Raw genomic sequence first — 24,466 nt, 5'->3', positions numbered from 1 at the left:
TGAACGGGGCATACTTATGCCAATAGCTCTTCTTGCGGAGCTTCAATGGCATCTTCATAATGCTTAAGAAGGTTTGCAAATATAGAATCCCAGCTTTGAGAGAGTGCGTATTCTTGCGCATGCTGTCTCATTTCCTGTCGTAAATTGTAATCATCTAGTAGGGTTTCTATCGCGTTTATAAATAAGTCAGCTTGCTTAGGAAAGCATAGCATGCCGTTTTTTCCATGTGTAATAATATTTTTCACACCACCTGCATCTGCACCGATCACCGGAGTGCCGCAGGCTAACGATTCTAGTACAACGTTTCCAAATGTTTCTGTAGAAGATGGAAAGACCATTAATGAAGAGGTGGCATATATGGCAGCGAGGTCTTCTCCTTTTAGATAGCCAGTAAAAGTGACATTTTCCGTACAAGCTTCTTTTAAATCAGCTGATGCAGGACCATCTCCTACGAGTAACCAATGAATCGAGTTAGCTCGTTTTATGTGCAGTTTATTTATAATATGCGTAAGTGTCTCGATATCTTTTTCTGGTGCGATTCGTCCAACCCAACATATGATATGTTCTTCTTTAATATCATAGCGCTCACGTACAATATTTGAATCGTAATGTGGATGATATAGGTTACAGTCCACACCGCGACTCCAAATATGAAGGTCACAAAACCCTTTTCGTTTCAGTTGTTTTAATGTCTCTAAAGAAGGGACAAATGTTTTTTGAAGTGAACTATGAAACCACTTTAGATAGTTCCACAACATATTTGAGAAAAACTCCATTTTATAATACTGTAAGTAAGCGTCAAAATCAGTATGATATGAGCCGACAAGAGGAATATTTAATTTTTTCGCGTAATACATACCACAAAGGCCCATGTTAAAGGGTGTTGCCACATGAATAATATCCGGCTTAAATTGCAATAATTCACGTTTTAAACGTATAGGATTCGGGATGGCAAGCCGGCATTCTGGATACAAGGCTAGAGGAATGCTTTTTAGCTTTTTTACGTTCGTCATCACGTGTTCTTCCGCAGGATTTTCTGGTGCGAACACGTAATATTCTATGTTTTGTTGCGCTAAGTAGCGGGTAAAGCGTTCAAGCGTTTTAGCAACACCATTGACCTGCGGTGTAAACGTATCGGTAAAGATGGCAATCTTCATCCGGAAGCCTCCCTTTAAAACGAGATGAGATAAGACGATATTACACCTGTAAGCGTTCCTAAACATAAGCCGACAAGCACATCAGACGGGTAGTGAAGACCAAGATAGATACGAGATATACCAACGGATAAGCCGATGGGTAATAAAAAAACAGAAAGAATTGGCATATATATGATGAAAGGGATGATAACAGAAAAAATGGCAGTTGTATGACCGGAAGGAAAAGAATGATCTTGTAATGGATTTGTATGATATCTTGTTCCGTGCACGCGCAAATACGGTCGTTTTCGAGGATAGAGTTTTTTACAAATTTGCACAGGGAGGTGACTGACGGCAAGAGAAACACCAGCAATTATGGCCGTTTCTCGCACGCTACCTTGAAAGAAAAGCAGCAAAACAAGAACGAAAGAGATGGTAAGTGTTGCACCGCCAAGATGAGTGATGCTGTTAAAATAGGCATTTAACGCTTTTCGATCGAAATGACGGTTAATTGCTTTTAAAATGTAACATTCTATCTCATATAAGGTATGGATAGATTTGGACATCATGCGCGACACCTCCTATTAGAAATATATTTTCTTTCATGATTTTATTTTAATAAGAGTTTGTTGAGCCGGTGCTAAGAAATTGTAAAGAGAGCTTTTGAAAATGTAAAAACGGCAGAGAAACAGAGATTTTCTCCCCGTCTCACCTACCGTTTTGCAGGCTCTTATAAAATTGTCCTTTTTCTACATATTCACGGCGAATACGAGCCATATCAAGTCGGTCTTCTTCTGTTAATTCACGTACGACTTTAGCTGGACGCCCAAATGCCAATGTGTTTGGCGGAATTTTCTTGCCTTGTGGTACTAAACTTCCAGCACCGATAAATGCCCCTTCGCCAATTTCAGCTCCATCAAGGACAATCGATCCCATGCCAATAAGCGCATCTTTTCGGATGGTGCAGCTATGTAAAATAACCTGATGTCCGACCGTAACGTCATCTTCTAAAATCAGTGGATATTTGGGGCTTTGGTGCAATGTGCATTGATCTTGAATATTTACACGATTTCCGATCATAGTGGGAGACACGTCGCCGCGGATGACAGTGTTAAACCAAATGCTCGACTCTTCGCCAATTTTTACATCGCCGGTAATGGTCACAAAATCAGCGATGAAAGCACTCTTGGCAATGCGGGGTTGTTTATCTTTATACGGATAAATCATAGAGAAACCACCTTTTCTATTGAGATAAATGAAAGCGAAAACAATACTTGATGCTAGTGTAGCACATACGAGAGAACGGGGGAATGATTATGTGGAAATGGCGTGCAGAGCAGCCGAAGGCAGTCGTTGTAATAGTACATGGTGCGATGGAGCATCATGGTCGATATGCGGAGCTTGGAGATAAGTGGACTGCGAATGGCTATCATGTTGTTATGGGAGATTTGCCTGGACACGGAACAAGTTCGCGCAACAGAGGACATATTGACAGCTTTCAAGAATATATAGATGAGGTTTTGCATTGGATAGAAGAAGCGCAAAGAGAGAGGCTGCCGGTTTTTCTTCTTGGACATAGCATGGGTGGATTAATTGTTATTCGAACATTGCAAGAGACTCACATACCGGTGGCCGGGGTTATTTTAAGCTCTCCTTGTTTAGGAGTTGTTGCGCAGCCACCCGCTTATTTACGCGCCGCTTCCCGTATTTTAAACCGTGTGATGCCACGTCTGCGTGTTGCTTCTAATCTAACAGTTGAAATGGCAACAAGAAATAAAGAAATCCGCGATCAAATGGAGAACGATTCTTTATATTTACGAAAAGTGTCTGTACGCTGGTATAGTGAGCTTGTAAAAGGAATCGCTTTGGCTCATACAAAACAGCACCGTTTTCCAAATGTACCGCTTCTTTTAATGCAAGCATGTGAAGATAAAATTGTAGATAAATCTACAGTACGCACTTGGTTTGACACATTGAAAATCAATGAAAAAACGTATAAAGAATGGGATAAGTGTTATCATGAATTATTTAATGAGTATGAGCGAGACGAAATTTTTGCGATGGCTTATCGCTTTACAGAAGCGCATATTAAGGAGAAGTGATAAAGGTGAAAGTACCACAAAATTCTGTGACGTTAATGGCTCGTATTTATAAACGAGTGATGCCTGCCGTGCATGAGGAACTATCATATTGGCGTGAACGTGCGCAGGCTATTCCAAATTCGGAACTTCGTAAGCAAGCGCTCGCGAGTATCCAGCACAAAACCTTTCACTGTGAGGGAGGTGGTATTCTAGCGCTCTTGGCCGGACCCCATCGCCGTGATGTAATTACGTTTGTGGTGGCATATCAAACAATTAGCGATTATTTGGATAATTTATGTGATAGGAGTACATCTCTAGATCCGGATGATTTTGCCGCGTTACATGAATCTATGGCGCATGCGCTAACCCCTTCAGCTCCAAAAAGCAATTATTATCGTTACCGTGAGGATCAAAATGATGGAGAATATTTGCATGATTTAGTTATTACGTGTCAACGTATCCTGCAAAAGACGAAGCATTATGATAGGATTGCAACAGATTTGCAGGAGCTTGCTTCTTATTATTGTGATTTGCAGGTACATAAGCATGTGGCAGTGCATGAACGGGAGGAACGGCTTCAGAATTGGTTTGCTTTGTATAAGGAGCAATTACCTGACATGCAGTGGTACGAATTTTCAGCTTGCGCCGGATCTACACTTGGTATTTTTTGTCTAGTGGCGTATGCGTTTCATGAACACTTAAGTGATGAAGATATCTGTGCAATTAAAAAAGGATATTTTCCGTATCTGCAAGGGCTGCATATCTTGCTTGACTACTTTATCGATCAAGAAGAAGACAAACAGGGCGGAGATCTAAATTTTTGTAGCTATTATGAGAATAGGGAAGAGCTATTGAAGAGGCTTAAGCATTTTGTAACGGAGACCGATCGCAGTACGAAGCAATTGCCGCATGCGAAGTTTCATCGCCTCATTGCCCGCGGTCTTCTTGGTGTATATCTCTCCGATCAAAAGGTACATGAACAAAAGGATATGAAGAGAATGGCAAAGCAAATTGTAAAATATGGTGGTCTTACTTCGTATTTCTTTTACATGAACGGAAAAATGTATCGAAAACGCGCATAAGGTCCGGATATTCCGGACCTTATCGTTTTTCTATAGCAATGATAAAAGGTGGATTGTTTGCCTGGTTAATAAATTCGTAACGAAGCACATGCGCTTCTTTTTGGTCAAGAGACATTGCAAATTGAATCACTTCATCTCGTTCAATTTGTCCTTCCGGATGGCCGTGATAAATGACAAGAACAATGATTCCTTCCGGCGCCATTACTTGTAGTAATTGTTGAATGGCAGCGATTGTAGAATTCGGCTTTGTTACAATACGTTTATCGCCGCCTGGCAAGTAGCCAAGATTAAAAACGGCACCAGTTACATGACCGTTCGCATCGGCAGGTAATGCATCAAGCAACTGATCATGACTGCTGTGAAATAAAACGGCACGATCCATCATATTCTGCTCTGATAAGCGCTTTTTTGTTTGTTTTAATGCCTCTTCTTGAATATCAAATGCAAATACTTTTCCGGTAGGTCCTACTATACTTGCTAAAAAACAGGTGTCATGGCCGTTTCCCATTGTGGCATCCACTGCATAATCACCTGGGCGCACCGCTTTTTCAAGCAGTAGTCGCGCGAACGGCAAAACACGATCTAGCTTCATTTCTTCATCACCTCTTCTACAAACTTACCTTGCCAGCTATTGCGGCGCGCAAACTCCGCATCAATGCTGTTTAATACATGCCATTTGTTCATGCTCCACATGGGACCAATCATTAACTCGGGTGGGCCGTCACCAGTAATGCGATGTACAATCACATCAGGCGGCATGACTTCAAGCTGATCTACAACAAGAGAAACATACTCTTCTAGCGATAAAAAGCTAAGCAAGCCTTTTTCATACTGCTTTACCATCGGTGTTCCTTTTAGTAGGTGTAACAGATGAATTTTAATTCCTTGAATATCCAGCTTTGCAACTTCACGTGCTGTTTCCATCATCATGTCATATGTCTCAAGCGGAAGACCGTTGATAATGTGAGAGCATATGCGAATGTTGTGTTTGCGGAGCTTATCTACACCTGCTATATATGTTTGGTAGTCATGAGCACGATTAACTAAAAGTGCGGTGCGTTCATGAACAGTTTGTAATCCGAGCTCTACCCACAAGTATGTTCGTTTGTTTAAATCGGCCAAGTATTCCACCACATCGTCAGGCAAGCAATCAGGACGGGTCGCGATAGAAATACCAACAACGCCTTCTTGCGTTAAAACGGGTTCAAAGGTTTGTTTTAATACTTCAACAGGCGCATGGGTGTTGGTGAATGCTTGAAAGTACGCCATGTACTTGCCATTTTTCCATTTGGTATGCATTTTTGTTTTAATGTTATGAAATTGTGTGATAACGTCCTCCGTCCGGCTTCCCGCAAAGTCCCCAGATCCAGCGGCGCTGCAAAAGGTACAGCCACCAAATGCCACCGTGCCGTCGCGATTCGGACAATCAAACCCTGCATCGAGAGAGACCTTAAACACCTTTGTGCCGAACTGCTTGCGCAGATGATAATTCCATGTATGATAACGCTTATTGTCGGTCGAAAACGGAAATGGATTTTCCATTGGTTTCCCTCCCTATTCTGTATGGAAAGCAAAAATACATTTCATTATAGCATTCGCTCATAGAGTTTGCATTGTTGGGGAAAATAAAGTGAAGCAACAATAGTGAGGAGGGTGAAAGATGACAGATCGATACTCATTAGACCAATGTATCCATGAGGCTGAGGAAGCTATGAAATACGGACACGAGCAGTTAGAGCTCGGTATGAGACAAGAGCATTACAATGACATGGAGTATTCTGACGCGCAGCTTCAGCTTGAGCAAGCTGTAATTGCGCTGGAAAAAATGATGGACAATGCTAACGCGGAGCAGCGTGAACGCATTGACCGCACACTTGCGCAAATGCGTCATTTACAGCATCAAATGATTACAACACCACACTAAGGAGCTGATACTATGGCAAAGCGTTCTGATATGAATAATCCCGAGCAAAAAACACAAAATGGTCATAACCAGGAATTCTCTAACGAATTAGATCCGGTTGTACAAGCAAAGCAAAAAAACCGTAAAAAAGGACAACCACAAAAATCCAAGCAATAAAAAACTCGCGTATGCGAGTTTTTTTATTGCTTGGAAAACAGCTTCGGCCGATAGAAGAGAAGAATTGGCCGATAGAAGAGTGGAATTGGCTAACAAAGAGTATAAAACGCTGTAATTACATAGGTTTTAAAGGAATTAAAAGCCCGCAATATACTGAAATTCACAATTGTTTTTTAAAGGGCAAATCTGTTGTCAACCTTCTGTAAAAGGCATACAATCGTAATGTTGCATTCGGACGATTCTATGAAAAAGGAGGGAGAAGCATGCCTCGAAAAGTATGGCTATTGGTCATTGCTATGGTTATTAATGTGACAGGGGCTTCTTTTTTATGGCCTTTTAACACCATCTATATTCACAATCACCTTGGTAAATCTTTATCAGTGGCGGGAATGGCCTTGTTGATTAACTCGCTTGCAGGTGTGGTCGGGAACCTTGTTGGCGGCATTATGTTTGATAAAATGGGCGGCTATACATCAATTTTGAGCGGTATTCTAATTACTTTATCAGCAGTGACGGGTCTTGTTTTTTTCCACGATTGGCCGCTGTATGTGGTATGGCTCGGTATTATTGGATTAGGGGCCGGCATGGTGTTTCCATCGATGTATGCGATGGTGGGTGCTGTTTGGCCAGAAGGTGGCCGAAGAGCATTTAATGCGATGTATATCGGGCAAAACGTGGGTGTTGCGGTTGGGTCTGCATTAGGAGGCTTAGTTGCTTCCTTCCGCATTGACTATATCTTTTTAGCCAATCTAACACTGTATTTTGTATTCTTTATGATTGCTTTGATCAGTTTTAAAGATATGCAGATCAACGTAGATAAGGTTGAGACAAAAGTAGAAAAAGCATCCTGGAAGCTGACGCCTTCCTTGCAGGCGCTATTGGTGATGTGCATTGCATATGCGATTTGCTGGATTGCGTATGTACAATGGCAGGTTACAATTTCTGCTCATATGCAGGATTTAGATATTAGTTTACGTGCATACAGTTTATTGTGGACGGTGAACGGAGCACTAATTGTATTAGCACAACCAGTTGTCACAGCATTTATCCGAAGATTTAATCGTTCTTTAAAACAACAAATTTTAATTGGTACGTCTATTTTTATTGTTTCATTTCTCGTTGTTGGACAGGCAGAACAATTTAGCATGTTTATGACAGGTATGCTCATTTTAACGATTGGTGAAATGTTTGTATGGCCGGCTGTTCCGACGATTGCCAATGAATTAGCGCCTGAAGGGAAAATTGGCTTTTATCAAGGTGTCGTAAACAGTGCGGCAACGGGGGGACGGATGCTTGGTCCGTGGATGGGTGGCTTAATTGTCGATTTATACAATATTCAAGTATTGTTTATGGTGCTAATGGCAATGCTGTTGATAGCAATGGTTGCGACAAGTCTATATGATTATAAGCTAAAAGAAAAGCAAACAAAAGAAAAAATAGCGGTTTGACGTAGCGAACAACATGTTTTAGAATAGACTGTAAGCAAATAAGCAATAACAGTGACAAGGAGTAGTAGCAAATAGAACCGGCTCAGAGAGTTGACGTGTGGTGAAAGTCAATCCGGATATCGTTGTGAACTCGCCTTAGAGTTGCAATCGTGAACAACAGTAGCGGTTGCCGTTTCATCCACGTTACGGATTTGAGCGAGTGTCTACGGGCACTAACTAGGGTGGTACCGCGGGAATTTATAACCTCTCGTCCCTTTTAGGGATGAGGGGTTTTTTGTATTTTTGCGGAGACATAGATGAATTGGAGGGTATTTTGTGAGCTACAATCATAAGGAAATTGAAAAGAAATGGCAGGCGTATTGGGAAGAGAATAAAACCTTCCGTACGACTGAAGATACTGACAAACCTAAGTTTTACGCGTTGGATATGTTCCCATATCCGTCCGGCGCTGGTCTTCATGTAGGGCACCCGGAAGGATATACGGCTACTGATATTCTATCTCGTATGAAACGTATGCAAGGCTATAATGTGCTTCATCCAATGGGATGGGACGCATTTGGTCTTCCAGCAGAACAATATGCACTTGATACAGGAAACGACCCTGCGGAATTTACAGAGAAAAACATCAATACATTCCGCAATCAAATTAAAGCACTTGGATTTTCCTATGACTGGGATCGTGAAGTAAATACCACAGATCCAAATTATTATAAGTGGACGCAATGGATTTTCTTGAAATTATACGAAAAAGGCTTAGCTTACGTTGATGAGGTAGCGGTAAACTGGTGTCCAGCACTTGGTACTGTATTGGCGAACGAAGAAGTTATTGATGGCAAGAGTGAGCGCGGCGGTCACCCGGTAGAGCGCCGTCCGATGAAGCAGTGGGTATTAAAGATCACAGCGTACGCGGATCGTTTATTGGAAGATTTGGAAGAACTGGATTGGCCGGAAAGCTTGAAGGAAATGCAGCGTAATTGGATTGGTCGTTCAGAAGGTGCTGAGATCCACTTCCAAGTAGATGGCACAGATGAGAAGTATACAGTGTTTACAACACGTCCTGATACCTTGTTTGGCGCAACGTATTCTGTATTGGCACCTGAGCACGCGCTTGTTGAGAAAATTACAACACCAGAGCAAAAGGCGGCTGTTGAAGCCTACTTAGATCAAGTAAAAATGAAAAGCGATTTAGAGCGTACAGACTTGGCAAAGGATAAAACAGGGGTATTTACAGGTGCATATGCCATTAATCCAGTGAACGGCGCAAGAATGCCAATTTGGATTGCGGATTATGTACTTGCGAGCTACGGAACGGGTGCCATTATGGCAGTACCAGCACATGATGAGCGCGATTATGAGTTTGCGAAAAAGTTCGATTTGCCAATTCAAGAGGTTGTTGCAGGTGGCGACATTACAAAAGAAGCTTACACAGGTGATGGTGAACATGTAAACTCTGATTTCTTAAATGGCTTAAATAAAGAAGAAGCCATCACAACCATGATTGCTTGGTTGGAAACAAATAAAATGGGTGAGAAGAAGGTAACGTATCGTTTGCGCGACTGGTTGTTCAGCCGTCAGCGTTACTGGGGTGAACCGATCCCTGTTATTCATTGGGAAGACGGCACGATGACTGCTGTACCGGAAGAGGAGCTTCCGCTAGTATTGCCGCAAACAGATGATATTCGTCCTTCCGGTACAGGTGAATCTCCACTTGCGAACGTGGCAGAATGGGTGAATGTAGTAGATCCGGTAACAGGCAAAAAGGGTCGCCGTGAAACGAATACCATGCCGCAATGGGGCGGAAGTTGCTGGTATTACTTACGTTATATTGACCCGCATAACAATGAAAAGCTTGCTGATCCTGAAAAATTGAAGCAGTGGCTACCGGTTGATATTTATATCGGCGGCGCTGAGCATGCGGTACTTCACTTATTGTACGCGCGCTTCTGGCATAAATTTTTGTATGACTTAGGTGTGGTACCGACGAAGGAACCATTCCAAAAATTGTTCAACCAAGGTATGATTTTAGGTTCTAATAATGAGAAAATGAGTAAATCCAAAGGAAATGTTGTAAATCCTGACGATATTGTGGCAAGCCACGGTGCGGATACGCTTCGTTTATATGAAATGTTCATGGGGCCGCTTGAAGCATCTATCGCTTGGTCTGAAACAGGTCTTGATGGAGCGCGTCGTTTCTTAGACCGTGTATGGCGCCTATTTGTACAGGAAAATGGCGAATTAAGCGACAAAATTAAACAAGAATCTAATAAAGCCTTAGATAAGGTATATCATCAAACGGTGAAAAAGGTAACGGAAGATTATGAAGGCATTCGTTTTAATACAGCTATTTCACAAATGATGGTATTCATCAATGATGCCTATAAGGCAGAAGTTCTTCCAGTTGAATATGTAGAAGGATTTGTAAAGCTATTGTCTCCAATTGCACCGCACCTCGCGGAAGAATTATGGAGCAAGCTTGGGCATAGTGAGACCATTACGTATGAAGCATGGCCGACATTTGATGAGTCTAAGCTTGTGGAAGATGAGATTGAAATTGTTGTCCAAATCAACGGTAAAGTGAAAGCAAAATTGTTGGTCGCAAAAGACGCAACAAAAGAGCAAATGGAGCAATTGGCGTTAGCTGATGCACAAGTGAATGCACAAATTGAAGGGAAAACAGTACGGAAAATTGTTGCTGTACCTGGTAAGCTTGTTAATATCGTAGCAAACTAAAAATCGGCCTTAGAGCCGATTTTTTTCTTTTGCTTGGTGCAAAATAAGATAACATTACAAATAAGGAGGGATGATGATGAGCAAAGGAAGAAGCAACAACGCAGGGCAAAAACAACCAAATTTTAATGAAGCTTCTGAAGGGAAGCAGCGTCAAGGTCAAAAGAAAAACAAAGAGCAATAAGAAAAAGAGGCTGGAACAAAAGGATTTCAACCAACGAAAAATCCGAACTATTAGTCGGAATTCTCTACACAGAATTCGATTTAGTTCGGATTTTTCTTTTATTATTGTTATCTATTCTGGATTCTTTCGGCTTTAGAGTTATATGATGCAGTTATGTCTCGGTCTCTCTTCTTCAGTTAGTATTTTCTTTCATTTTTTCTAACAGCTCTTGCTGCTTCGCAATAATTTGCTTTTCAATTTCAATTAACTTCGCAGCATCTTCTTCTGTAGCAGACTGCTGTAGCTCTTTTTTCTGCCGATATAAATCACGTAGTTCGTGGTGCGCACCAAACTTGTCTTGCTCGCGCACCTTTTGTTTCTCGTCTTTTATTTTTTCTTTCAATGGCTTAATAATGGTACGCATTTCATCATGCTGCGCTTTCATCTCATTATGCAAAGATTGTAGCTGTGTTTGTAACTCCGCTTTTTTTGCCTCGTCCGTTGTGCTGTCAATCTGTTCACGCAAAGCATGCTTTTTATCATGCAGTGCTTGCATTTTTTCATGCAAAGCATTTAGTTTTGTTTTTTCTTCTGTTGTTAAATTGGATTGCTCAATCCATTGTTTGCGTTTCGCGTCGCGCTGCTCATGCAACTGCTTGTGCAGTGCTTTTTCCTGCACTTCTAGCTTTTGCAATGTGTCTTGTTGTTCAGGTGTAGCAGCAGATACCATTGTCCCCCCGACAACAGCGGTTGTTACCAACGAAGCAAGTGCCAATTTCCACTTCATATCATCACTCCTAAACTGATAAGATGGTGTTGCTGTAAACAGTTTGCCCTTTTTTTGTGTTTTCTGTGTGAATTTAGTATGTTTTTCAAAAGGAGATTGTATTAGAGATAGAAACACATGTGATATACATTCAAGCTTAGTGGGCAGGTGCGTCCTGACCGCAACTACAAGCTACTTGTTAAAATAACAACATGTGTATGTATATACTTTGCTTTCAATTCGATGCGTTGCTAGAATAATAACAGTACGGAAAGGGGCTGAAAAAATGCACGAGGTTCAAACCATTACACCTGAGGAAGTGCAAGCAAGGTTAGAGCAAGGAGAAACACTGCATCTAGTTGATGTAAGGGAAGATGAAGAAATTGCATGTTACGGTAAGATTCCTGAGGCCATTCATATTAAAATGGGAGATATACCTAATAAATTAAGTTATTTTAATAAAGAGGATACGTACATCTTTATTTGTAAAGCAGGTGTGCGAAGCGAGCATGTGTGCATGTACATGCAGGAGCAGGGATACAAAGCAATCAATATGATTGGTGGCATGTTGTATTATACGGGTAAGACAGAGTAAACGCGGAACAAGATGTTCCGCGTTTTTTACTATTTGAACTACTCAGCATTGAAATACCGAGATTCCTACGAACACCAAAGTATCCTTTGGTTAGCTACCCCCGTAGTCCCTACGGTTGATACGAAATTCGCATGGTCTTGCAGTCTTGTTTTCGATTTGGTGCTTGGTTTTCGTCACCATTGGTTTACGGTTTGTTCTTTTTGCGACTTTTGAATGGTATAGGCGAACGACAGCCACCAAACAAGAATGTTGGTATAGATCAGAAAGTATAAAAATTATAGATATTTTCTATCTCTAGTGCCTAAGCAGGGCGCTTCCGCTTTTTTGCTGTTTGCATACAATAATAAAAAATGAGAGAAGGACAGAGATGGCGTTTATTCAAAACGTGAAGATTATCAATAACAACGGTCATGTGAATATAGGGAACTGCTATAATATATCTCCTTTAATGGTCTCTAAAGTGAGCAATGGTGCAGGTGGGAACAGTACGGCATTTCTATTAAACGGTGTTCGAGCCAACAACGAATTTGAGGGACGTTTTATAAGCGAGAGAGAACCTGCTATTGATGTAGCTGTGGAAGAGGAAACATTTTAATAGAAGGAGAGACAGGAGATGTGTATGATCAAGAAGTTTATCGTAGTGAATAACTACGGTACGATTCAATGCGGTAATAATATCAGTGAAATTACAATGACGGCATCTAAAAGCATAAATGGTGCGACGGGAGTAACAGGTGCGGATTTTATTAATGGGCGCCGTGTACTGCGGACAACAAACGAAGAAACCAATACGACCGAAGCCATATCGCAATCAACTGTACAAGATACAAGTACAATGAATCTATAATTTTAATCATAAGTAAACCAAACTGGAAATAAAATGGAGTAGGTAATGACATTCATGAAGGGAGGGGGCATGAATGGGGAAAACTTTAAAAATTGATATTACAGAAAAAGTAACAGCGAAGTTTAAGGAAAAGTATTTGGAATTATATTCGAATAAATTTATGATTGGAAAGCTGTATATGTATAAGGCGGAACAAAAGTATGAACTAGAAGATGGGTATATTTATGAAGATGGTCGTTTTTATCGCTTAATTCAAATGCGTCGCGACAATGATCCATCAGTTTCCGGGTGTGATTCAGGGTGGTGCTAATATGCGTGTAAAAATATTTGATGAAATGCATGAAAAGGATTTAGAAGAACGTGTGAATGCATTTTTAAAGAAGATCGATGATACGCAAATTGTAGATGTGAAGTATCAAGTAGCCATTGCAAACAATAATGATGAAAATCAAATATATTGCTTTTCAGCGATGATTATATACAGAGCCTAACCTAACAGAGTTAGGCTCTTATTATTAGGATCTGTTAAAGTTTGGTGTAGATTTGTTACAGGGGCGTCTGCAGACAGTCACGAGCCTCTCCCCGTCACATCATTAGCACAGCCTATCATTAATAAGAAGGCGCTAAGGCATGCTGAGCAGCTGTCATTCCTGCAACTCGTCCGGTCACAAGAGCAGATGTGATGTTATAGCCACCTGTATAGCCATGAATATCGAGAATTTCTCCGCAAAAGTATAAGCCCTTCATCAATTTTGAAGACATTTCCTTCGGATGAATTTCTTTAACAGAAACCCCTCCACCAGTAACGAACGCTTTTTCAATGGATTGTGTACCATTTACAGAAAACGTAAAACCTTTCATATCTTTTACAAGGGCGCGAATCAGTTCATTGCTGACATGAGCAGCAGCTTGTGCACCATCTATTCCATTTTTCTCAAGTAAAAATAGAAAATAGCGCTCTGGTACAATCCCCTTCAGCAAATTCTTGAGAGATTTTTTAGGTTCATTTTTCATTTGTTGTATAATGTCTTGCAATAACGACTGTTCTTTCCAATCAGGAAGCGCGTCAATATGCATGGTTACGGATTGTGTGTTAAATTTTTTCATGGTTTGAACTACATATTGACTACAGCGGAGTGCGGCAGGACCTGATATGCCAAAGTGTGTAAATAACATATCCATACGGTGTGTTTTAACTGTCTTCCCCTTTGGATTCAATACGCTTAATGCTACGTTGCGAAGTGCAAGACCCTGTAGTGTTTTCTTCTTAATAAATGACTCAGATGACGTAATAGGAACTTCTGTCGGAAACAATTCTGTAATGGTATGCCCAGCTTTCTCAGCCCATGCATAACCGTCTCCTGTTGAACCTGTATGCGGAACGGATTTACCTCCAACCGCAATAATAACGTGCTGCGTTGGAATCACTTCTCCGTTTTGTAAAACCACTGCTGAGGTTTGTCCGTCCGTATATTCAATGGTTTGAACTGGTGTATCTGTACGTGTGTGAACGCCAAGCTCTTGTAAACGGCGCAGTAGCGCATCAACTACAGATTGCGCTTTGTCGGATACAGGAAACATACGTCCATGGTCTTCTTCTTTCAATGCGACACCTAGTCCTTCAAAAAAACGAATGATATCTTCATTGTTAAAAATGGAAAATGCACTGTATAAAAAGCGGCCATTCCCTGGGATATGTTTCACAATTTCATCTAGAGGTAGTCGATTGGTGACATTACACCTTCCTCCCCCAGATATTGCGAGCTTTCTCCCTAATTTATTTCCTTTATCTAATAGAAGAACCTTTGCTCCGCCTTCTGCAGCTCCAATAGCGGCCATCAACCCTGAAGGTCCCCCTCCAATTACAATTACATCATAAAGCATACTATCACCCTTGTTTTTGTACTGTACAACAGAATAGCACGAATGCGGCAAAAAGGAAAACGACTAGGATACAATTAATTTTTGGAATCGCTTATGTGAATATTGAAAAATCTGATAGAAGAAATGCATAAACAAATGAATACCGATCACAGTGCGATAAGTAGCTAAGAAAATAGATATATGACAAAGCTTGTTGCTTGTACGAGAACTCTTCCACATAAATCAACAAGCTTTTCCTTCTTCATCGCATTTTGTGATACAATACAAAGGTTAGATTCCCAGTGTTTGGAGGATTATATATGTCTGATTCTAAATTTATACGCGGCACACTCATCGTGACGTTGGGAACATTTTTCATTAAATTCCTAGGCATGATTTATGTGTTTCCGTTTTATCAGTTGGTTGGGACAAATGGAGGAACTTTATATACGTACGGTTATGTGCCTTACACTATCTTTTTAAGCATCGCAACTGCCGGCGTACCGCTTGCGGTCTCCAAATTTGTCTCAAAGTATAATGCACTTGGTGATTACGAAACAAGTCGGCGTATGTTTCGCTCTGGTATGAAGTTAATGATTGTGATGGGCGTATTGTCGTTTGTGACGCTATATACCACAGCGCCGCTCTTTGCAAAAACCATGCTCAGCAAAGCGGAAGGACCAAACAGCGTGGAAGAGGTTGCGACAATCATTCGCCTTGTTAGCTTTGCGCTTTTAGTTGTACCAGCCGCAAGTTTGATTCGCGGTTTTTTTCAAGGTCATCAATCGATGGGACCCACTACGATTTCACAAATTATCGAACAAATTATCCGCATTGCTGTATTATTAGGCGGAAGTTATGTTGTCATTAAGGTATTGGATGGAACAGTTGCCATGGCAATCGGGGTGTCGACCTTCGCTGCTTTTATATCGGCACTTGGGGCGCTGGCTGTTTTAATTTGGTATTGGGTAAAACGCAAGCATCATCTTGATACTTTGCTTGTTAATCAAACTGTGCAGCCGGCAAATGTGAGCACGCCGCAGTTATTTAAAGAGCTATTTGCTTATGCTCTGCCTTATGTTGTTGTCGGGCTTACCATTCCGCTCTATCAACAAATTGATACACTTACCTTTAATAAAGCGATGGCTGCCGCAGGTCAGTCAAAAATCGCTGAATCTGCGCTGGGCATTTTTACGATGTGGACACATAAGCTGATTATGATTCCGGTGTCCTTAGCAACAGCATTCAGCTTAACGCTTGTACCTGCGATTACAAAGTCATTTACAGAACAAAATCAAACTGTTTTGCATCGTCAAATTGGGCAAACATTTCAGTTAAATATCTTTTTAACACTTCCAGCAGTAGTAGGTATTTCCGTTCTGTCTTATCCGTTATATGCCGCTTTTTACGGGGCGGACAAGCTTGGTGGAGAAATTTTGATGTGGTATGCACCTGTTGCCTTATTTTTTGCTTTATTCTCGATTACAGGCGCGATCTTACAAGGAATCAATCAACAAAGACAAGCCATTATCGGATTGGGAATTGGAATTGTACTAAAGCTGATAGGAAATCTAGTACTGATTCGTTACTTTGGTGCAATTGGAGGAGTACTTGCGACTGGTATCGGCTTCTTGGCATCGGTATGGTATACCAACATGCAAATTCGTAAGCATGCAAACTTTAGTTTCACGCTTGTATACAAGCGTACGTTTCAAGTGGCAATATTAACGCTTGTGATGGCCGTAGCGGCAAAAGGCACTCTTTCCGTATTAGCGCTTGTGTGGGATGTTGAAAGTCGTTGGCTGGCAATTGCAACAGTGGGACTCACGGCAATTGTGGGTGCAGCCGTTTATATGACGTTGGCAATTCAAACAGGTGTTATGAAACGGATATTTGGAGAAGAGTTTTTAGCAAAATTTAAAGCGAAATTTGGACGAAAGTTAAAAATTGGTACAAAAGGTGCGTAATAGGGCGATATTTTAGCAAAGAAGGTGAATAGGTATGCGGATAGATAAGTTATTGGCCAATATGGGATTTGGTAGCCGCAAAGAAGTAAAAAAATTACTAAAAGATGGCGCTGTAAAAATTGACGGTATGCCTGTAAAAGATGCGAAATTTCATGTGAATGTTACAGAAGATGAGGTAACAGTTTATGGTGAAGTGGTGGAATATAAAGAGTTTATCTATTTAATGATGAACAAGCCACAGGGCGTTATTTCTGCAACAGAGGATAATATGCATAAAACGGTGATTGATTTGCTTGAAGAAGAGGACCTGGTGTTTGAGCCATTTCCTGTCGGAAGATTGGATAAGGATACAGAAGGCTTTTTGCTGCTAACAAATGACGGTCAGCTCGCACATCAACTACTGTCTCCTAAAAAGCATGTACCTAAGAAATACTTTGCTAAAGTAGAAGGACAAGTGACAGAAGAGGATGTAGAGGCGTTTCAAAAAGGTGTGATATTAGATGACGGCTATGAAACAAAGCCGGGAGTATTAACCATTTTGCACAGCGGCCCGTTATCTGAAATTGAGCTTGTCATCACCGAAGGAAAGTTTCATCAGGTAAAGCGCATGTTTGAAGCGGTTGGGAAGAAAGTTGTGTATTTAAAGCGAACGGAGATGGGGTCGCTTAAATTGGATGAGGAATTAGAATTAGGCCAATACCGTGAATTGACGGAAGAAGAAGTTGCCCTGTTAAAAGAAGAATAAACCCGAGAAACCCCTTTCTGATACCAGAAAGGGGTTATATGTAGAAAACGTATTACGATGTGAGCCGCACCTTTTTTCCTGTTGTTGTCCACTTGCCGCGACTTGGACTGCAAACGAGCTCGTTGAATTGAAGCACGTTCAAATCTCGCTGTATGGTCCGGGATGTGATTCCAAATTCTTCGACAAGGTCCTGCGTTGTTACTGTGCCTTTTTCGTTGATGAACATATAAATCGACTTAATCCGTGTAAGCATACGAGAAGTTGTCATTTTCAAAAAACCACTCCTTCAAGAGTTTTTTGTTGACCCAACAGGAAAAGAAGGTCTTTTCACTTCCATTGTACTCTACAAGGCCATTTTCATGCTTTTTTTTAATTATTTTTAACAGAAAATTAACAAGTATAAAATAATTGAAATGGCATAAGCTGCATAGGTACAATCACGTATATTCTTCTACAAGAAATAACAAAATCCTTTTTTTTGTCGAATTTTTTTATTTAAAAACATATTTTTTTAGTAGTTAAGTTTATAAATGTTCGTTATTCCTAAATTGTTGCAGTTGGCACAGTGAAGAGCGTTTTGATATGATGGAAGAAATTAGCGTATAACAAATAGATATAAAGCAGGTGAAACTATGAAAATCAATTGGATGGAAGAAGTAGAGAAAAGAAAGGATGCGCTACTTGCAGATACACAAAACTTTCTACGCATTAAAAGTGTATTGAATATGGAGGAGGCTGCAGTCGGTGCACCGTTCGGAACAGGAGTAGCAGAGGCATTATCCTTTATGCTGAACAAAGGTGAAGCTGATGGATTTGTGGCTAAAAATGTGGATGGTTATGCCGGACATTTAGAAATGGGACAAGGACAAGAATTGATTGGTATTTTATGTCATGTTGATGTGGTTCCAGAAGGCGATGGGTGGACGAGCGATCCGTATGGAGCTGATATTCGAGATGGTAACATTTACGCGCGAGGTGCCATCGATGACAAAGGTCCGACCATGGCTGCTTATTATGCAATGAAGATTGTCAAAGAACTCGGATTGCCTTTGCAAAAACGGGTTCGTATGATTTTAGGTGCAGACGAAGAAAGCGAATGGCGCTGTGTAGATCATTATTTTAAGAAAGAAGAAATGCCGACCATGGGATTTGCACCTGATGCGGATTTCCCAATTATCAACGCGGAAAAAGGAATCAGCACTGTACATATTACCATGAAGCCAAATATAAGCAAGGGAAGTACTGTTTTACAAGAATTCACATCAGGAAGACGTTTAAACATGGTCCCTGATTATGCCAAAGCTGTGTTGATGTCTGAACGAGCAGGGGAAATCGCTGAGCAATTTGCTTCGTATGGAAACGCAGTTGTGCAAGGATCACAAGTAACACTCGAAATGAGGGGTGTTTCGGCGCACGGTTCTACACCTGAAAAAGGAGAAAATGCAGGTGTGCTGTTGGCCGCCTTTTTACAACAGCAAGAGCTTGATACAGGTGGTGCTGCATTTGTTTCATTTGCAATGGAAGCATTTCAAGATGATACGAGAGGAACGCGCCTTGGAGTAGCGTATACTGATGATATTACTGGGGATTTAACCATCAATGTAGGGACGATGTCCTATCAAGCCGAAGAAGGCGGGACATTTGGACTTAATATTCGTTATCCTGTAACAACGGATGTTGATGAAATGGTAAGCAAGATGGTACAGTATGCAAAGCAACGAGGCTTTGAAGCAAAGCAAATATCTAATTCTAGTCCACATCACGTAGCGAAAGAGCATGTGCTCATCCAGACGCTGCAGCGTGTATATGAAGAACAAACAGGAGAGCGGGCAGAATTGCTGGCAATCGGAGGAGGCACGTATGCGAGGTCTTTGCAAGCAGGTGTTGCATTCGGTCCACTCTTCCCTGGCAAAGAAGATTTAGCTCATCAAAAAGATGAATATATTGAAATTGAGGACTTAGTAAAAGCAACAGCAATTTATGCACAAGCTATTTATGAATTAGCGAAATAAGATAAATATAGCTATGGTTGAACCGCCCTTCTTAAAAGGGCGGTTCAACCATGAGGGAGAGAATAAAATGGATCTATCTGTACAACGAGAAGCAAAAGCATCTATTACATTTCGTATACTTTATTTTTTAATCTTTTTCGGGATTGGAGCGTTATTTCCGCTTCTTGGCGTATATTTAAAAGAGCAAGTAAAGCTCTCAGGTATGCAAATTGGCAATATTATGTCTGTTGGACCGGTCGTGATGATTTTAATACAGCCTATGTGGGGGATTTTCTCAGATTATACACAGAAACCGCGTCATATTTTATTTTTTGCGTTACTGCTTACAGGCATCATGGGATATATTTATACAACTACGCAGAACTATGGTGTATTGTTACTCATTGCAGTTTTATTGGCGTTTGCGCAAAGTGCGATTGTCCCTATTTCAGATAGCATCACATTAACACACGTACAAAAGCGTGGAGGCGCTTATGGAAGCATTCGGTTGTACGGTGCCGTTGGCTTTGCGGTAGCGGTGTTGGTTGCGGGTAAAACTTCTGAATATTTTAGTATGTATGCCATTTTTTATTTATTTGCTGGTGCTTTATTTACTGCTGCATTACTTATCACACAGCTTCCTAGGGATAACGCTGCGACACGCGGCAATATTAGAGAAGGAAGTAAGCACTTGCTTCGGGATAAGCAATTCGCTTTGTTTCTATTGTGCACGTTTTTGATATTTGGTCCGATTTATGCAAATAATACATATTTCGGGTTATTCATCACAGATTTAGGGGGTACACTGACAGGAGTAGGCCTTGCTTTTTTATTGGCAGCAGGCAGTGAGGCACCATTTATGAAATGGGCGGAGGGCTGGATTCAAAAATGGGGCGTTACCTATATTCTTTTGTTTTCTGCCTGTATTTCTGCACTGCGCTGGCTGTTTTACTTCTTTGAACCACCGTTGCTTTTTGTGTACGCAACAACTATTTCACAAGGGCTATCGATTGGTTTATTTATTCCTGCGGCTCTGCAATATGTGAGACAACTTGCACCGCTCCCGATGCAATCAACGGCAGTGGCATTGTATGCAACGGCAGGGGGCGGGTTTGGCACTTGGTTTTGTACGTTTACTGGAGGTGTTCTGATGGACCGCTTCGGTGTAGAAAATGTATATATTTTCTTCTTTATATTAACATGTGTAGGGATTGCCTTGCTGGTTTGGCCCTTGCATAAAAAGGTTGGAGTATAGAGCCTTTGTCATTTGAAGCTACAAGGGATGTATTGTATGAAACGCATATGATGCGCATTCCTAAATACGAAGAGCTGTTTGTCTATCATTTATAAAGAAGTCTAAAAACCATCATAACAATCTTTGTACGCATCAAATGTTATTGCACGTATAAAAGGCAGTATGATTTTGTTGAAAACGTTTTCTGTTATGGCGAATATACTATTAGGAACAGTTGGAATAAGCCAATGCGACCTAGAGGATGGTGAACAGCATGCTGAAAATTGAGCGCGCATTCGAAGCGTATTTGGACGGAATCAATCAAGTAACAATACTGATGCCTACAATGTATAAAGGCCCCGGCCACTTTAAGTTGCAATGCGGCGCACAAGAATGGGATATGACGGTCACAAACCGTATACAAATGTCAGAGTTTATTAAATATGAATGTAGTACACCTCATGCTCCTATATTGGGTGTGATGTATACGGTGCAAAATGAGCAAAATGAAACAACAGACTTGCAGGTAGGAGCTATTATTCGGACGAGCGAATTTGATATGTTATATAGCTATGATGGCAATGATTTAGGAATCACTTATAGCAAGCAGGCAAGTGTTTGTAAAGTATGGGCGCCTACAGCAACAGCGGCAAAATTGCGTTTGTATGAAGAAAGCAAGTATACAGATATTCCAATGAAGCGAGAGGAAAACGGAATATGGAAAGCAATCGCTGAGGGAGATCAAGATGGTGTACGATATACGATATTAGTATGCATCAATCTTGTTTGGCACGAGGCTGTAGATCCTTATGCAAAGAGCGTATCTTTAAATGGAGAATATGGTGTGATAGTTGATTTGGAACAAACAAAAGTAGGAAGTCCACCAGTTGCGCCGTTGCAAAGTTACACAGACGCAATTATTTATGAGGCACATATTCGAGATTTAACGATGCATCCCAATAGCGGTATCGTGCATAAAGGAACGTATAGGGGCGTTATGGAAACAGCAACACATAATCGAGACACAGGTTTGACGTATCTTCGTAATTTAGGAATTACGCATATTGAATTGTTGCCGCTTCATGACTTTTACGGCATTGATGAAGCAAACCCTACGGCCTATAATTGGGGCTATAATCCACTTCATTTTAATGCGCCTGAGGGCAGTTATGCAAGCAATCCCTGTGACCCGTACAGCAGAATTCGAGAGCTGAAGCAAATGATTGCGACTATCCACGAACAAGGGTTGCGGGTTATCTTAGATGTTGTATACAACCACGTGTATGTACGGGAAACTTCATCGTTTGAAAAGCTTGTGCCCGGTTATTATTTCAGACATGATCAAAACGGCATGCCTTCTAATGGTACAGGAGTAGGAAACGATATTGCATCAGAACGCCGTATGGTACGAAAATTTATTATTGATTCTATTTTATATTGGCTATGTGAATATAAGGTCGATGGCTTTCGGTTTGATTTAATGGGTATTTTAGATTGGGACACTATGAATGCGATAGAACAAGCTGTGCATACAATCAACCCAAATATACTTCTGCTCGGTGAAGGGTGGGATTTAAATACTCCTTTGCCGCAGGAGCAAAAAGCAACGCTTCGTAATGCGCATCGCATGCCTAATATTGCCCAGTTTAATGATGTGTTTCGTGATACCATTAAAGGAAGTGCTTTTCATAGCACAAATCGAGGATATGCTTTTGGGGGTTCATATAACAGAGAAACGATTCAATATTTGTTAACAGGTAGTGTAGGATTGAAAGATGGAGATCATGCTTTGTTTGCTAGTCCATCTCAAAGTGTGAATTATGTAGAATGTCACGACAATGCTACCATGTGGGATAAATTATGGGCAAGCAATAAAGATGACACAGAGGAAGTTCGTAAAAGAAGGCATATGTTGGCAACTGGAATGGTTATTTTGGCACAAGGAATTCCGTTTATACACGCGGGACAGGAATTCTTTCGCACAAAGCAAGGTATAGAAAACAGCTATAATGCTCCTGATTATATTAATCAATTGGACTGGGCAAGAAAGGATGCACATGAGAAATATATAGCATTTATAAAAGGGTTAATCGCTATCCGCAGGATGAATGCTGCTTTTCGTCTTCCTGATGCCGAGGCAGTGCGCCGTCACGTATCATTTCCACCTGCACCGGACGGGGTAACTATTTATCAGCTGCATGACATAGGCTCTTTTAATGATTGGAGTGAGATATGTGTTATTTTCAATCCAACTGAGGCCGCACAACAAGTACGATTACCAAGTATAGCCGATTGGCACATATTGGTTGATGGTAAAACAGTAGACATAGCCGCATCCTCCGCATTAATTGGAAACACACTTGTTGTAAGTCCAATTAGTTTATGGATTATCGCCAAAAGCGGATGATTCTATACTTGACTATAAGAATCGAATAAAGGTAGAATTGACAAAGGTAGCTATTATGGTATTATTGCCGCGATAGCTCTCTTTTTTGTAAAAAAGTCATATCATCGTAAAATTTGTTCTACATGTAAATATAGAGGCATTGTGTACGAACGATGTTTTCAATAAAAACAACAAAAGGAATTGTTAACAGGATGGAATGGTTGGAGCAATTATTAGGAGAAGAGTGGAATATAATTCCTGCCGGTGGCGCCACGGGTGAGGCATACTTCGCAGAGCAAGGGGAGAGGCGGCTGTTTTTAAAACGGAATTCTTCCCCCTTTTTAGCTGTGCTTTCCGCCGAAGGAATTGTCCCGAAATTGCTGTGGACAAAACGGATTGCAAGTGGCGATGTGATTTCTGCACAAGCTTGGCTGAACGGTCATAAGCTAGAGCCGGAAGATATGCGCTCGGAACGAGTGGCATTTTTACTAAAGAAAATTCATACGTCCGATGCGCTTTTGCAAATGATTCAAAAGCTGGGTAAGGAGCCAATTGGGGCAGCGGACATTTTGGAGCAAATGATGGAGACATTAGATGAAGAAGTCATCCATATCCCAATTATCCAAAAAGCGCTTCGCTACTTAGAGGAAGCGCTGCATGAAGTGAGGTACGACCAGCCGGTTGTATGTCACTGTGATGTAAACCATAATAATTGGTTGATGTCTGATAGCGACCAATTATATTTGATTGATTGGGATGGTGCCGTTGTTGCAGATCCTGCTCTTGACATTGGAATGCTTCTTCATTGGTACATTCCGCGTGAAGAATGGGAAGCGTGGCTTTTAAATTATGGTATGCCATTAGACGATTCCTTATTAAGAAGAATGGAATGGTATGTTGTCGCACAATCCATTATTTCCGTGCAGTGGTACAAAAGCAAAGGCAAATCCTTTGAAACAGAATATTGGCTTCGCTATCTAGAAAATTTGTTATGAAAAGCTGTCCATTCCTGAAATCCATCCGGTAATCTGTTCTTGATGATTTGAGATATGTTGTCCGAGATCGCTTGATGATTTACCGGTTTGACTATAATGGTATACATCACCTAGCATCGCTTTTAGTTCATCATCTACAGCATGATTATTCATTAGCGATTCAACCAATCGTTCGACCTGTTCACACTCGGAAACTGTACCGCAGCAATCGCTTTGATGATTTGTTAAAATATCCTTTAAGATACCTACCTGGTGTTCGTGTGTAAGAGGCATCGAATATCACATCCTTTCCTGTACTCATCTTATAGTGTCCGTGAGTTTTGTTTATTTTATTCTTGAGCCGAGTGCTGCGCGAGGTAC

General features: G+C 41.0%; 26 protein-coding genes and 1 other annotated feature. Of the genes, 17 read left to right on the top strand and 9 right to left on the bottom strand.

From position 1 onward, the window contains the following. Nucleotides 1-14 precede the first annotated feature (14 nt). The 3 genes from EEJ45_RS08520 to EEJ45_RS08510 all read right to left on the bottom strand — a co-directional run bounded on the left by EEJ45_RS08520 (nt 15) and on the right by EEJ45_RS08510 (nt 2,363). Nucleotides 15-1,157, bottom strand: a complete 1,143-nt coding sequence (locus EEJ45_RS08520; protein WP_124564389.1) for a glycosyltransferase family 4 protein — start codon at nt 1,155-1,157, stop codon at nt 15-17. 14 nt (nt 1,158-1,171) lie between these two features. Then, nucleotides 1,172-1,705, bottom strand: a complete 534-nt coding sequence (locus EEJ45_RS08515; protein WP_124564388.1) for a phosphatase PAP2 family protein — start codon at nt 1,703-1,705, stop codon at nt 1,172-1,174. A gap of 139 nt (nt 1,706-1,844) precedes the next feature. Next, complete coding sequence (locus tag EEJ45_RS08510; protein WP_124564387.1) at nt 1,845-2,363, bottom strand: gamma carbonic anhydrase; 519 nt, start codon at nt 2,361-2,363, stop codon at nt 1,845-1,847. An 89-nt stretch (nt 2,364-2,452) separates the two neighbouring features. Here EEJ45_RS08510 and EEJ45_RS08505 point away from each other — a divergent pair, with 89 nt between their 5' ends. Together EEJ45_RS08505 and EEJ45_RS08500 are read left to right on the top strand one after the other, a co-directional pair. Then, entirely contained in the window at nt 2,453-3,238 is a 786-nt protein-coding gene (locus tag EEJ45_RS08505; protein WP_124564386.1) for an alpha/beta hydrolase, read from the top strand. A gap of 5 nt (nt 3,239-3,243) precedes the next feature. Next, complete coding sequence (locus EEJ45_RS08500; RefSeq protein WP_124564385.1) at nt 3,244-4,299, top strand: tetraprenyl-beta-curcumene synthase family protein; 1,056 nt, start codon at nt 3,244-3,246, stop codon at nt 4,297-4,299. A gap of 19 nt (nt 4,300-4,318) precedes the next feature. Here EEJ45_RS08500 and mnmM read toward each other — a convergent pair whose 3' ends face one another. Continuing rightward, entirely contained in the window at nt 4,319-4,891 is a 573-nt protein-coding gene (mnmM, locus tag EEJ45_RS08495) for a tRNA 5-(aminomethyl)-2-thiouridylate-methyltransferase MnmM (RefSeq protein ID WP_124564384.1), read from the bottom strand. Next, nucleotides 4,888-5,841 carry a tRNA modification radical SAM protein MnmL/YtqA gene (gene mnmL / locus EEJ45_RS08490; RefSeq protein ID WP_124564383.1) on the bottom strand — a complete coding sequence of 318 codons (954 nt, stop codon included), beginning with the start codon at nt 5,839-5,841 and terminating at the stop codon, nt 4,888-4,890. Before mnmL ends, mnmM begins: the two co-directional genes overlap by 4 nt. A gap of 118 nt (nt 5,842-5,959) precedes the next feature. Between mnmL and EEJ45_RS08485 the strand changes: the two genes are divergently transcribed. From EEJ45_RS08485 to leuS, 4 genes are all read left to right on the top strand, one after another. Next, nucleotides 5,960-6,223, top strand: coding sequence for a YtzC family protein (locus tag EEJ45_RS08485; protein ID WP_124564382.1), 264 nt, complete (start codon nt 5,960-5,962; stop codon nt 6,221-6,223). Nucleotides 6,224-6,235: 12 nt separating this feature from the next. Further along, complete coding sequence (locus EEJ45_RS08480) at nt 6,236-6,379, top strand: glycogen biosynthesis protein GlgD (protein ID WP_124564381.1); 144 nt, start codon at nt 6,236-6,238, stop codon at nt 6,377-6,379. Between the two features lie 263 nt (nt 6,380-6,642). Next, entirely contained in the window at nt 6,643-7,827 is a 1,185-nt protein-coding gene (locus EEJ45_RS08475; protein WP_124564380.1) for an MDR family MFS transporter, read from the top strand. A gap of 42 nt (nt 7,828-7,869) precedes the next feature. After that, nucleotides 7,870-8,085: a binding site (T-box leader), on the top strand. Between the two features lie 57 nt (nt 8,086-8,142). Next, nucleotides 8,143-10,557, top strand: coding sequence for a leucine--tRNA ligase (gene leuS, locus EEJ45_RS08470; protein ID WP_124564379.1), 2,415 nt, complete (start codon nt 8,143-8,145; stop codon nt 10,555-10,557). 353 nt (nt 10,558-10,910) lie between these two features. Here leuS and EEJ45_RS18370 read toward each other — a convergent pair whose 3' ends face one another. After that, nucleotides 10,911-11,504 carry a hypothetical protein gene (locus EEJ45_RS18370; protein ID WP_164464226.1) on the bottom strand — a complete coding sequence of 198 codons (594 nt, stop codon included), beginning with the start codon at nt 11,502-11,504 and terminating at the stop codon, nt 10,911-10,913. Between the two features lie 265 nt (nt 11,505-11,769). Between EEJ45_RS18370 and EEJ45_RS08460 the strand changes: the two genes are divergently transcribed. From EEJ45_RS08460 to EEJ45_RS08440, 5 genes are all read left to right on the top strand, one after another. Continuing rightward, on the top strand, nt 11,770-12,078 hold the full coding sequence (locus EEJ45_RS08460; protein ID WP_124564378.1) for a rhodanese-like domain-containing protein: 309 nt from the start codon (nt 11,770-11,772) through the stop codon (nt 12,076-12,078). Nucleotides 12,079-12,445: 367 nt separating this feature from the next. Beyond that, nucleotides 12,446-12,673 (top strand): spore germination protein, encoded by a 228-nt coding sequence (locus EEJ45_RS18940; RefSeq protein WP_124564377.1) that lies wholly within the window; start codon nt 12,446-12,448, stop codon nt 12,671-12,673. A gap of 24 nt (nt 12,674-12,697) precedes the next feature. After that, nucleotides 12,698-12,925 carry a hypothetical protein gene (locus EEJ45_RS08450; protein WP_124564376.1) on the top strand — a complete coding sequence of 76 codons (228 nt, stop codon included), beginning with the start codon at nt 12,698-12,700 and terminating at the stop codon, nt 12,923-12,925. Nucleotides 12,926-12,998: 73 nt separating this feature from the next. Then, on the top strand, nt 12,999-13,235 hold the full coding sequence (locus tag EEJ45_RS08445; RefSeq protein ID WP_124564375.1) for a DUF2553 family protein: 237 nt from the start codon (nt 12,999-13,001) through the stop codon (nt 13,233-13,235). Nucleotide 13,236: 1 nt separating this feature from the next. Beyond that, nucleotides 13,237-13,416, top strand: coding sequence for a sporulation protein Cse60 (locus EEJ45_RS08440; RefSeq protein ID WP_124564374.1), 180 nt, complete (start codon nt 13,237-13,239; stop codon nt 13,414-13,416). A gap of 118 nt (nt 13,417-13,534) precedes the next feature. Here the strand turns inward: EEJ45_RS08440 and EEJ45_RS08435 are convergent, their stop codons facing one another. After that, the gene (locus tag EEJ45_RS08435) at nt 13,535-14,809 is read right to left on the bottom strand and encodes a BaiN/RdsA family NAD(P)/FAD-dependent oxidoreductase (RefSeq protein WP_124564373.1); all 1,275 of its coding nucleotides are present in this window, start codon (nt 14,807-14,809) and stop codon (nt 13,535-13,537) included. Between the two features lie 299 nt (nt 14,810-15,108). On the opposite strand from EEJ45_RS08435, the gene EEJ45_RS08430 reads away from it, so the two are divergent. Both EEJ45_RS08430 and EEJ45_RS08425 read left to right on the top strand, forming a co-directional pair. After that, nucleotides 15,109-16,755, top strand: a complete 1,647-nt coding sequence (locus tag EEJ45_RS08430; RefSeq protein WP_124564372.1) for a putative polysaccharide biosynthesis protein — start codon at nt 15,109-15,111, stop codon at nt 16,753-16,755. Nucleotides 16,756-16,789: 34 nt separating this feature from the next. Further along, nucleotides 16,790-17,500 (top strand): pseudouridine synthase, encoded by a 711-nt coding sequence (locus EEJ45_RS08425; RefSeq protein ID WP_124564371.1) that lies wholly within the window; start codon nt 16,790-16,792, stop codon nt 17,498-17,500. Between the two features lie 52 nt (nt 17,501-17,552). Here the strand turns inward: EEJ45_RS08425 and EEJ45_RS08420 are convergent, their stop codons facing one another. Next, nucleotides 17,553-17,774: a DeoR family transcriptional regulator gene (locus tag EEJ45_RS08420; protein WP_124564370.1), complete on the bottom strand. Its 222-nt coding sequence runs from the start codon at nt 17,772-17,774 to the stop codon at nt 17,553-17,555. A gap of 358 nt (nt 17,775-18,132) precedes the next feature. On the opposite strand from EEJ45_RS08420, the gene pepV reads away from it, so the two are divergent. From pepV to EEJ45_RS08400, 4 genes are all read left to right on the top strand, one after another. Continuing rightward, nucleotides 18,133-19,512 carry a dipeptidase PepV gene (gene pepV / locus EEJ45_RS08415; protein ID WP_124564369.1) on the top strand — a complete coding sequence of 460 codons (1,380 nt, stop codon included), beginning with the start codon at nt 18,133-18,135 and terminating at the stop codon, nt 19,510-19,512. Nucleotides 19,513-19,579: 67 nt separating this feature from the next. Beyond that, nucleotides 19,580-20,746 (top strand): MFS transporter, encoded by a 1,167-nt coding sequence (locus EEJ45_RS08410; RefSeq protein ID WP_124564368.1) that lies wholly within the window; start codon nt 19,580-19,582, stop codon nt 20,744-20,746. A 253-nt stretch (nt 20,747-20,999) separates the two neighbouring features. Further along, complete coding sequence (gene pulA / locus EEJ45_RS08405) at nt 21,000-23,132, top strand: type I pullulanase (protein WP_124564367.1); 2,133 nt, start codon at nt 21,000-21,002, stop codon at nt 23,130-23,132. A 191-nt stretch (nt 23,133-23,323) separates the two neighbouring features. After that, nucleotides 23,324-24,106, top strand: a complete 783-nt coding sequence (locus EEJ45_RS08400) for a phosphotransferase family protein (RefSeq protein ID WP_124564366.1) — start codon at nt 23,324-23,326, stop codon at nt 24,104-24,106. Here EEJ45_RS08400 and EEJ45_RS08395 read toward each other — a convergent pair. Further along, nucleotides 24,101-24,379, bottom strand: a complete 279-nt coding sequence (locus EEJ45_RS08395; protein ID WP_124564365.1) for a YtzH-like family protein — start codon at nt 24,377-24,379, stop codon at nt 24,101-24,103. The two genes, EEJ45_RS08400 and EEJ45_RS08395, sit on opposite strands and share 6 nt — an antisense overlap. Between the last annotated feature and the right edge of the window lie 87 nt (nt 24,380-24,466).

The organism is Ectobacillus antri (assembly GCF_003852715.1).
In the GTDB taxonomy this organism is placed as follows: Bacteria; Bacillota; Bacilli; order Bacillales; family Bacillaceae_G; genus Ectobacillus; species Ectobacillus antri.
Note: the sequence above shows the minus strand (reverse complement) of the source record. Positions and strands in the feature narration are given on the sequence as shown.